Annotated in this window: 11 protein-coding genes; 8 read left to right on the top strand and 3 right to left on the bottom strand. The window is 40.5% G+C overall.

Features of this window, described 5'->3' with window-relative positions:
• The first annotated feature begins 155 nt into the window (after positions 1–155).
• The 4 genes from F6K51_RS11955 (at position 156) to F6K51_RS11940 (ending at position 4,735) form a co-directional block, all read left to right on the top strand.
• Positions 156–3,047 (top strand): glycosyltransferase, encoded by a 2,892-nt coding sequence (locus F6K51_RS11955; protein ID WP_293020557.1) that lies wholly within the window; start codon positions 156–158, stop codon positions 3,045–3,047.
• On the top strand, positions 3,044–3,715 hold the full coding sequence (locus F6K51_RS11950; RefSeq protein WP_293020555.1) for a sulfotransferase family 2 domain-containing protein: 672 nt from the start codon (positions 3,044–3,046) through the stop codon (positions 3,713–3,715). The genes F6K51_RS11955 and F6K51_RS11950 overlap by 4 nt, the downstream gene beginning before the upstream one ends.
• A 209-nt stretch (positions 3,716–3,924) precedes the next feature.
• Positions 3,925–4,050 (top strand): hypothetical protein, encoded by a 126-nt coding sequence (locus F6K51_RS11945; protein ID WP_293020553.1) that lies wholly within the window; start codon positions 3,925–3,927, stop codon positions 4,048–4,050.
• A 43-nt stretch (positions 4,051–4,093) separates the two neighbouring features.
• Complete coding sequence (locus F6K51_RS11940; protein ID WP_293020552.1) at positions 4,094–4,735, top strand: sulfotransferase family 2 domain-containing protein; 642 nt, start codon at positions 4,094–4,096, stop codon at positions 4,733–4,735.
• A gap of 4 nt (positions 4,736–4,739) precedes the next feature.
• Here the strand turns inward: F6K51_RS11940 and F6K51_RS11935 are convergent, their stop codons facing one another.
• On the bottom strand, positions 4,740–4,889 hold the full coding sequence (locus F6K51_RS11935) for a hypothetical protein (RefSeq protein WP_293020550.1): 150 nt from the start codon (positions 4,887–4,889) through the stop codon (positions 4,740–4,742).
• Positions 4,890–5,508: 619 nt separating this feature from the next.
• On the opposite strand from F6K51_RS11935, the gene F6K51_RS11930 reads away from it, so the two are divergent.
• The 4 genes from F6K51_RS11930 to F6K51_RS11915 all read left to right on the top strand — a co-directional run bounded on the left by F6K51_RS11930 (position 5,509) and on the right by F6K51_RS11915 (position 7,778).
• The gene (locus F6K51_RS11930; protein ID WP_198954180.1) at positions 5,509–5,997 is read left to right on the top strand and encodes a hypothetical protein; all 489 of its coding nucleotides are present in this window, start codon (positions 5,509–5,511) and stop codon (positions 5,995–5,997) included.
• A 243-nt stretch (positions 5,998–6,240) separates the two neighbouring features.
• Positions 6,241–6,822 (top strand): Uma2 family endonuclease, encoded by a 582-nt coding sequence (locus F6K51_RS11925; protein WP_293020549.1) that lies wholly within the window; start codon positions 6,241–6,243, stop codon positions 6,820–6,822.
• A 9-nt stretch (positions 6,823–6,831) separates the two neighbouring features.
• Positions 6,832–7,494: a type I restriction endonuclease subunit R gene (locus F6K51_RS11920; RefSeq protein ID WP_075903010.1), complete on the top strand. Its 663-nt coding sequence runs from the start codon at positions 6,832–6,834 to the stop codon at positions 7,492–7,494.
• Between the two features lie 158 nt (positions 7,495–7,652).
• Positions 7,653–7,778: a hypothetical protein gene (locus F6K51_RS11915; protein WP_293020546.1), complete on the top strand. Its 126-nt coding sequence runs from the start codon at positions 7,653–7,655 to the stop codon at positions 7,776–7,778.
• Here the strand turns inward: F6K51_RS11915 and F6K51_RS11910 are convergent.
• Together F6K51_RS11910 and F6K51_RS11905 are read right to left on the bottom strand one after the other, a co-directional pair.
• Complete coding sequence (locus tag F6K51_RS11910) at positions 7,765–9,561, bottom strand: FkbM family methyltransferase (RefSeq protein WP_293020544.1); 1,797 nt, start codon at positions 9,559–9,561, stop codon at positions 7,765–7,767. The two genes, F6K51_RS11915 and F6K51_RS11910, sit on opposite strands and share 14 nt — an antisense overlap.
• A gap of 2 nt (positions 9,562–9,563) precedes the next feature.
• The gene (locus F6K51_RS11905) at positions 9,564–9,713 is read right to left on the bottom strand and encodes a hypothetical protein (protein ID WP_293020542.1); all 150 of its coding nucleotides are present in this window, start codon (positions 9,711–9,713) and stop codon (positions 9,564–9,566) included.
• Positions 9,714–9,821: the final 108 nt, after the last annotated feature.

The following is a 9,821-nucleotide window of genomic DNA, read 5'->3' as shown; positions in this document are numbered from 1 at the left end:
TACTCCCTACTCCCTACTCCCTACTCCCTACTCCCTACTCCCTACTCCCTACTCCCTACTCCCTACTCCCTACTCCCTACTCCCTACTCCCTACTCCCTACTCCCTACTCCCTACTCCCTACTCCCTGTTCCCTTTCCTCAAGGACCAATGACTAATGACAACTGAAACCCTTGTCATCGTAACCAGTATTGCACCAGGAAATGTTCATAAGCAACAAGCAGCTATTAATAGTTGGCTTAATCTAGGATTTGAGGTTGTTTCATTAAATATTCTAGAAGAGATTGAGAAACTCCAGCCTTTATATCAAGACATTAAATTTCACAGAGTATTTCGGGATGGACGAGAGCATTATGGTAAGCCTTATGTTTACATTGATGACCTCTTATCCTATTTGCGTGAGTACGGTAGCCAAATCTGTGGAATTGTTAACGCAGATATTATCTTAAAAGCTGAGCAGGATTTTACAGAATTTATTCGAGAGCAAACTCAAAACTCTATCCTGCTCGCTTCACGAGTCGATGTTGATACTGCTGAATCAATCAACGGCGAGATTTACGATGTTGGGGTTGATGTGTTCTTTTTTGAAAAAGAACTGCTGGAAAAATTCCCATCCTCTGACTTTTGCCTTGGTATTCCCTTTTGGGATTTCTGGGTACCAGTGATTGCTTGGCAACAGGGGTTAACCATAAAAGACTTAGTGTCTCCCGTTGCCTATCATGTCAAGCACTCCACCAACTATAGCTACGAAATTTGGCAAAAATCAGCCCTTAATTTTACCAAAATATTTGCTCCAACTCGGTATCATTCTTATCAAGAAAAAGCTGATATCAACAAAGTTGATTATGACTTAATTGGTCACATTGATAACTATATCGTTCAGCAATTCTTGACAATTTATCAAAACAGTAAACAACCGATTATATATAAACCCAGATTACCTGATGCTCAGAATCCGGTCTATAGCCATACCAATACTAAAAATCATGATTATAATTCCTTGGTTTGGTTAGCCTGGAAGTCTTATCATTCTGGGAATTTCACCACTATGGCTGAGCAGTTAAAAAACTCCCTGAGCATTACCCCTTATCAACCAACCGAAACTATTTCCGATTGGATAGAGCAGTTTACAACATTTTCAGCGGCTTATGGTTCTCCATTCAATTCTTATCCATTCAGTAACCTACCGGAATGGCAAGAGCTAATACGCTCTACTCTGCTTAATCGACCATTTAGTACCTATAAATGGAAACCCAAAGTATCCATCATCACATCAGTCTTTAAAGGGGATAAGTATATTGAACACTTCCTCAAGGATATTACCCAGCAGACGGTTTTTGCTGAATGTGAATTACTATTGGTCAATCCCAATTCTCCGGGAAATGAAGAGCCTGTGATTAAAAAGTATATGACCAGGTATCCCAATATTATCTATATAAAATTGGATGAAGACCCAGGGCTGTATGAAGTTTGGAACATGAGCATTCGACTAGCCCGTGGTCACTATATTACCAACGCTAATCTGGATGACCGCAGAGCTCCCAGACATATCGAAGAACATATGAGAGCTTTGGATGAGCATCCTGATGTGGACGTAGTTTGCGCTCCTCTGAAAGTTACGATGCAACCCAATGAAACCTGGGATAATAATACGGCTCATGCTGTCTGGTATGTGGGATTTCCGGAGTATTTTGGAACCGAAGACTTTTTTCAAGAAAAGTGGTGGGCTGAAGGGGAGGAAAAAGGTAAAATAGGCTCCCAAAATCTTCCCCATTGTATGCCGGTCTGGCGGAAGAGTGTCCATGAAAAAAATGGCTATTTCGATGAAATTGAGTATGGCGCGAGTGCTGATTGGGAATTTTGGTTACGTTGTTCAACTAACGGGTCTAAATTCATGCTGTTGAGGGAACCTTTAGGAATTTACCTAGAAGACCCTCAATCCTATAACAGGCGGTTTGAATCAACGGTTGATTTTGAGAAAAAAATTTTACAGGAGTATTATGTACCGCTAACTGAGAAATCCAATGGTAATGGAAGCCTTGATGTCTCCCAAACTGAAGAGCAGGATTCAGGGTTTGAAGACTCTGGGGATTATCCGAAAAAACTCAATCTTGCCTCTGCTTTACAGTATCATTATGGGGAGCATCGCTCTGGATGGTCTTATGCGATGAATAGCTTGAAAGCGTTACATAATGATGCTGGAATCTTGGTGGATGGCTTCATAGAAAAGAAATTTGCCTGGGGTTCGGATCCTGGAGATTGTAACAACACCCCAACTGCTTATACAGAGCCTTGGATTGGATTCATCCATTGCCCTCCCTATGCCCCTAAATGGTTTCAAGAACACCTGTCACCTCAGAGAATATTTGCAAGTCAGTTGTGGCAAGAGAGTATTAAGTATTGTCAAGGTCTATTTTGTTTATCTGAAGACTCTCGTCGATGGCTCCAAAAGCAGCTAGATGTGCCGATTGTCAGCATCATCCATCCTACGGAAACCCCAGATGTCAAGTTTTCGATGGATAAGTTTTTGGCAAATCCTGAGCCAACTATTATCCAAATTGGAATTTGGTTGCGGAAGATGCACTCTATCTACTATTTACCGGTAAAAAACTACAAAAAGGTGGTGTTACGTAAACCCTATTCTGGGGAGATGTTACACACTGAAAAACAAGTATTTAATTTACAGCCCAATTACAGTTATGTGCAGATAGTTGATTATTTGCCCAATGATGAGTATGATGAAGTCTTGTCAAAGAATATTGCTTATTTGGAGTTGTATGACACCAGTGCCAATAACGCGATCATTGAGTGTATCGTCAGAAATACTCCGGTTTTAGTCAATCCGCTGCCAGCTGTAAAAGAGTATTTGGGCGAAGACTATCCCCTTTACTTCCAGTCTAGACAAGAAGCAGCAGCCAAAGCTGAGGATTTTGCTTTAATTGAGGAAACCCACCACTACCTGCAGCAGCACCCGATTAAAGAAAAGCTGAGCAACGATTATTTTTTAAAATCCATTGTCAAATCGGACATCTATCAACAGTTATCATGAGAATATCCCACAAGCATAAGTTTGTATTCCTCAGCAAACCTAAGTGTGCTAGTACTAGTATTCGTAAGGCATTGGATCCTTACACCGATGTTTGGAGTACGGATCAGAAGCGACATTACCATCACCATGTTCCAGCATCTCTGTTAAAGCAGCATTTTGAGCGTATGGGTTGGAACTGGAACAGCTACTTCAAGTTTATTAGTATCCGAAACCCTTGGGATATGCTGGTTTCTCTGTACTTCTATGCCAAGCCAGATCATCGAGGTATTTATTGGTGGGAAAAACCAAGAGTAGTCAGTGTATCCCAAGACATTATCGAAAAATACCCCTATAACCCAAACACCAGGATGCCATTCAAGCAGTGGATTAAGACTGGCAAATCTTGGGACTTGAAGCAGCAAAAATTTCTTGATGATTTGTATAGCTATACCCTTCCTTACTATGTTCTTGATGATCAAAATAATTTCCTCGTCGATTATGTTATTCGTGTTGAACACCTAGAGGAAGACTTAGATTTTGTTTCGTCAAAGCTAGGACTAAAGCTAGATTCTTTGAAGATAAATACTAGCAAGCATGACCACTATAGCCAGTATTATGATAGCGAATCCAAAGCAATAGTCTCCGAAATGTTTGAGTATGATATCAACTACGGAAAGTATTCTTTTTAAACTAGGGAATAGGGAATAGGGAATAGGGAATAGGGAATAGGGAATAGGGAATAGGGAACAGGGAGCAGGGAGCAGGGAACAGGGAACAGGGAACAGGGAATAAAATTTAGATGTACCTCACGCTTACTAGGAAACGCTAGATAATTTTTGAGTGCTCAGTGCTCAGTTATCAGTGCTAATTTTTGAGTGTTGAACTATAAAATATAGTGTTGATAAGACCTATAAGATACAGTCAAATTTATTACTCCTACTCCCTACTCCCTACTCCCTACTCCCTACTCCCTACTCCCTACACCCTACTCCCTACTCCCTACTCCCTACTCCCTACTCCCTAAAACCCAGGACTTTTTCCCTCATCCAATTAATAACTGCTATAAAATGAGACTATCACACAAGCATAAATTCGTATTCATTGGCAAGCCCAGGTCTGGTGATACTACGATTAGACAAGCACTAGATCCTTACAGTGATATTGTTAGTACAGATAAACCGCGATACAACCATCCCCATGTGCCAGCATCTATGGTTCAACAGCATTTTGAACGCATGGGTTGGGATTGGAATAGCTACTTCAAATTCACTTCTGTTAGAAACCCCTGGGATATGCTTGTCTCTGTGTACTCCTTTGGAAATCCTGATCACAATGGCTTCTACTTTTGGGAGAAACAACAGTACAATCCTAACAAAAAAATGCCCTTTACAGAGTGGATCACTAAAGGAAAATCATGGGATATCAAGGCAGGTAAGCACTTAACTGATTTGTCGGCTTACTCACTGTCTTACTCGGCACTTGATGAGGATAACACGTTTCTTGTGGATTATGTTATCCGTTTTGAAACTCTAGAATCAGACGTAACTTTCTTGGAGTCTCTGCTAGGACTGAAGCTGAATTGTCCGAAGATAGAGCAAGACAAACATAATGATTACACTAATTATTATAATCAGGAGTCTATAGATAGAGTTGCTAATTTATTTTGGTATGACATTAAGTATGGCAATTATAAGTTTGGGATGGCGTAGTTGGCTAAGGCAATAGGCAATAGGCAATAGGCAATAGGCAATAGGCAATAGGTAATAGGTAATAGGTAATAGGCAAGAGCATGATCGCGCTGCTGGCGTAGGGTGGGCAGTGCTTACCTTCGAGATTGTCAGGTTTTAAATTGGTATTATGCACTGCCGACCTGAGGATTAATTTTATTAAAAATGTAGACAATTAAGTACTATTTTATAATTAAGTTACTGTCGGTGGGCAGTTCCTATAAAAGCTATCGAGCCTACCGAAAACCCCGGTGAGGTTATGACCACCTTGATTCGATATTTATACGTAGACTAGGATAGGGTTTTGCCAGGGTTTGACGCCCTGGTGACTAGGAATTGTGGAGCTTATTTTTAAGCTATCAGCTTATGGGCTACGCGCACGCTAAGCGAACAGCTATCAGCCAATGGCTGACCACTGACCACTGACGAATGTATTAGTTGATCAGTAGTTATTCAGATTTGAATGCAGTTAAGCTGTACTTGTTGACGTTTACACAATAGAATTCGGTCAAGCATTGGGGTTAACCAAAACTTGACCGATCTTTTTTTTTATTAATATGCTGTATCCCTTGCTACACAAAGGTAGATACCAGTTATATTACCCTGTCAATACCCTTTCATGTAAAATTTTGTTGCAGAATTAATCATTTCTGGGAAACTGAAGCACACTTAAAGGTGTCAGAGAAAATCCTAGTGAAATTACCTGTCAAATTTGGCTGAAACCGATTGTTGATATTCTGGGAGAGGAGGTAATTTTGGCTGGAAAAATTACCGCTTTAATGGTTGCTGTCCACTTAGACGCTCTGTATCTGGAAAGCGATCGCGTTGTAGTAGAGGCGATGACAGATTTTAGCCGCCTTCCTTATTTTGATGGTAAGCGAGACGTAAATCATAATATTGCCAATATTAGTGAAGAGATTGTTTCTCAACCTTTTCAAAATCAGAATTTGTATCTGAAAGCGGGAATTCATTTACATTGGGCGTTGCCAGATGCTTTGACCAAGGGAATTCAAGTTACTGATGACAATAAGCAGACTAAAACAGTTTTTCCACCTGTTCCTAATCCTTGGTTAGTGACACGCAGTAACAAGGATAACCAGATTGAAAAGCAATGGGTGGTAGAGAGTGATTATCTCTATCCTGAAGGGAAAGGAAGTCAGGTGGGTAGTATTGCTTATCCCAACAAATTGGGTCAGCGTAGCTCAGAATTTATCAATCCGTCGCAGGGCACCAAGCTAGAATAGAATCGGAAAATCCTTACTGCCTAACGCACCCTACCAACTGAACTACAGGATCAAATATAGCACTACACATTAAGGTGTTTGACATGGATACAAGCAGCAAAAGCTGTTGTAGTCAACTTTAGCATGCATGGCTTTTGCCTAAAGCCCTTGCGCGTAGCGCTATACTGAGCGGAGTTTGCAAGATACACCTATCCTAAAGAGTAATGGCAACTGAACAACGATCGCAGCATCAGGAACATTAATATGGTGATTCAAACAGAAAAACGGTACTACACGCCTGAAGAATACTTGACATTAGAGGAGGAAGCGATAGATAAACATGAATATCGAGATGGAGAAATCATCCTCATGACAGGAGGCACGACAAATCACAATCAAATTGCGCTCAATTTCTGTCGCAAATTTCCTTTGACAATTAAGGAGCAAGAATATTATATCTATATCAATGATGTCCGCTTGTGCATAGCGCAATATCGCCTCTATACCTATCCTGACGTAATGGTAATTAAAGGAAAACCAATCTATGAAGGAATGGGTAAGACAAACGTAACCAATCCTTCACTCATTGTGGAAGTCCTTTCTAAATCGACGCGGGATTACGACTGGACGGATAAATTCATATATTATCGTTCTATCCCTGAATTTCAGGAATATATTTTAATCGATCAATATCGTTTTTATGTGGCTCAATATTTTAAGCAAGAGGATGGGCAATGGCTTTTCAATGATTATCAAGGGGGAGAATCAGTTTTAAAATTGGCTTCAGCTGATTTTGAAATTTCGTTTCAAAATTTGTATGAAAGAGTAGATTTTGAGTTGGATTAAGAGTGAATAATGATTCAAAATTACCCCATTTCCAAAACGATCGCTACCTTAGCTGACTTGAAGCAAAGGTTTAATTTATCTCCTACAGATAATGACCTTTTCTTTCAGGAATGGCAACAGGATTTACCTCAACTAACTGCTCAAGAACAAGAGAACCTAGACCAAATTCAAAGACGATTTTTACGTCATAGAGAACGAAGTCCTCTCCCAGAAGGTGTGATTAATCAATTACTAATTGGACCTTTACTTACTTTGGCAGGTTTATATGATGAACCTTTCTATGTCACTACTGAAACGACTGTTGAAGTGGAAGTAGAAGACAAGGATGAAATTTTACGAGGTCGAATTGATACTTTAGTTATTGCACAACAACTTTGGGTTCTCTTGGTTGAATCTAAATCTACTATTGCTTTTTCAGTAGCTTTACCTCAACTAATGACTTATATGATGGCAAATCCTAATCCTGAACGTCCTGTCTATGGTATGATTGGTAGCGGGGATGAGTTTTTGTTTGTTAAAATGTTGACCGAAGGTGTTCCCCAATATGATTTATCTAATCTTTTTTATCTGCTGCTACCTCGTAGGAATCAGTTATATGATGTCTTGCGTATTCTGAAGCAAATTGCTAAAATTATGGGTGCAAATATTGGGGTAATGAGTGATGTAAATTGAAGAGCGATCGCCTCCAAAACAGCTCTATATTCAATCTCGTAGTGGCGTGGCAAGCTTAAAATAGTGCAATAGATTTTTGCTCCCCATCTTCCCACACTCCCCGCGCCCCCGCCCCACACTCCCCGCGCCCCCGCCCCACACTCCCCCATCTGTTTCTAATGCATCAAATTAAGCTTGCCACGCCACTACCCAACTTTATTATGCACTCCCCACCCGACTCCCGACTCCCGACTCCCGACTCCCGATTCCCGATTCCCGATTCCCTACTCCCTATTTCTTTTTAAGAGAAACTAATGATGGTACAAAAGCAGAGAGTCGTAGATGAATTATCTTCGCTTGATTAAATAAGCCATCTTTGATCAGGTGAGGCAGAGGCTGTGGTCTGACATTGTAAATATTGTTGTCTATGACCTTTACTTTGCCTCCTTCTTGCTCAAAGAAACCCGATTGTAATAACTGGTTGAAATAGTACTGGTCAGCAAAATGTCCGGCTCTCATATCTGAGTCATTTCGTTGGGAAATCATAGTAATCCAGCCATCAATCATTTTAGTAATGAATTCGCATTTTTTAAAAGCGAATACTCCTGTATTAATGTATTGATGGGATTTATATCCAATAAATTTATAGGGGTGTTTACTATAGTCAACATTAGGTTCTCTGGCTATACATAAATCACAGTCATCTAGTAAGGAAAATATCTCGTAAATATCAGCAACGACTAAGGTGTCTGTATCAAGAAATAGAGTTTTTTGATAAGGGCTATTTTTCAAGATGTCTACTTTGAGTTTATGAGGATTTTTATTTTCGTTTAAGGGATAGACTGTACAACCATCTAACTCCCCCATGGCGCAATCAGTAAATAGGGAGATGGGGATGGTAGGATTGGATTTATTGAAAAATTTATAAGCATTAAGAAATTCTTGTTTAAATTTTTCACCAATGGCTAAAAAAATGACACCACAGTCGTGGCTTGTGTCCTTCTTTTGACTAGGGTTGCCTTGGAAACCTTTACTATGGTTTTTACTATGGTGTTTATACAGACCTTCTAATAAAGCTTCGCCAAAATTATCTTCTGACCACTGGAAGTTAGGGTTAAGGGACATCCCTAAGCGATACTCAGTTACTGCTTCAGCTGCCATGCCTTTTCGGGCTAGGGCTTTGGCTAAGGTGATATGATACTGATGGTGATCAGGGTTCAGTTCAATGGCTTTACGGTAAAATGCGATCGCAGATTCCAGATGACCTTGTTTCTCCAAGACATCCCCCAAGTTGTGATCATAGGAAGATATCGTGGGATTAAGCCCAATCGCACGACGGTAAGCGATGATAGCTTGATCAAGCTGATTATTTGCTGTGTAAGCTTCCCCTAATTTATGCTGGAAGCCACAGAAGTATTGTGCTTTTGCTGGTACTGCCAGTACATCAATTCTCTCAGTGTTGAGGCTGGTCTTTGGTTGTATTGGTTGTAAATCGTAATCATGTCGCTTCAGAAAATCGTAAATCTCTTGTCGATTCCCGAGGGTTCGTTTAAATACTTTCTCGTTAATCTCAATCACCATCCGAGGTTGATGTTGATAGATAGTCTCTTCCGCTCCTTTGAGGGCTTTCAACTCCCAACCTTCTACATCAAACTTGATCAAGTCTAGCTGGCTAAACTCAAAGGAATCTAATGGAACAGCTCGAATAGTTTGTGAGTTCTCTGAATAGGAGCAAAAACTCTCTCCTGTATTCGGTCGAATCACCAAATTCAGGGTTTCTTCTTGGTCTGAAAGGGCATAGTTATAGGATTCTGCCCCTGGTACATTTAACGTGAGACATTCATAAGCTTCTGGCAGGGGTTCAAATGCTAACACTCGACCAGTTAGGCCAACTTTATTCAAGTAAGCAATGGTGTGATCGCCAATGTTGGCACCAACATCTATGGCAACACCACCCCTTGGTATATGGGGTAAAATCCCCCTCAGCAGTGATTGATCGTGATCTAAGCGTCCTACTTTTGGGATTAATTGAGTCCTGTAGGTATCATCTGCAATTAATGCAATACCATTCCAAAATTTGATTGCCATAGTTAGGTTTTAAAGGTAACAGGTAATAGGGAATCGGGAATCGGGAAAAGGGAGTAGGGAAAAGGGAGCAGGGAGTAGGGAAAAGGGAAAAAATCCTGGGCTCTTCTAGAGTAGTTATGATATATAGCAATTCTACGACTTGTGAGGTACAAATTTCTGGGTTTTAGGGAGCAGGGACTTCGGAGCAGGGAGCAGGGAAGAGGTAAGAGTAACCCACCCCTAACCCCTCCCAGGAGGGGAAGTGAGGGAAGAGGGAAAAA

It is taken from the genome of Moorena sp. SIO3I8, assembly GCF_010692325.1.
GTDB lineage: Bacteria > Cyanobacteriota > Cyanobacteriia > Cyanobacteriales > Coleofasciculaceae > Moorena.
The sequence above is the reverse complement of the archived record's forward strand: the minus strand, read 5'-3'. Positions and strand labels throughout refer to the sequence as shown.

What these genes read in the sequence shown, in the direction of transcription:
- F6K51_RS11955 (WP_293020557.1), top strand. Translation starts at nt 156, where the DNA reads ATGACAACTGAAACCCTTGTCATCGTAACCAGTATTGCACCAGGAAAT.
- F6K51_RS11950 (WP_293020555.1), top strand. Translation starts at nt 3,044, where the DNA reads ATGAGAATATCCCACAAGCATAAGTTTGTATTCCTCAGCAAACCTAAG.
- F6K51_RS11940 (WP_293020552.1), top strand. Translation starts at nt 4,094, where the DNA reads ATGAGACTATCACACAAGCATAAATTCGTATTCATTGGCAAGCCCAGG.
- F6K51_RS11925 (WP_293020549.1), top strand. Translation starts at nt 6,241, where the DNA reads ATGGTGATTCAAACAGAAAAACGGTACTACACGCCTGAAGAATACTTG.
- F6K51_RS11920 (WP_075903010.1), top strand. Translation starts at nt 6,832, where the DNA reads ATGATTCAAAATTACCCCATTTCCAAAACGATCGCTACCTTAGCTGAC.
- F6K51_RS11915 (WP_293020546.1), top strand. Translation starts at nt 7,653, where the DNA reads ATGCATCAAATTAAGCTTGCCACGCCACTACCCAACTTTATTATGCAC.
- F6K51_RS11910 (WP_293020544.1), bottom strand. Translation starts at nt 9,561, where the DNA reads ATGGCAATCAAATTTTGGAATGGTATTGCATTAATTGCAGATGATACC.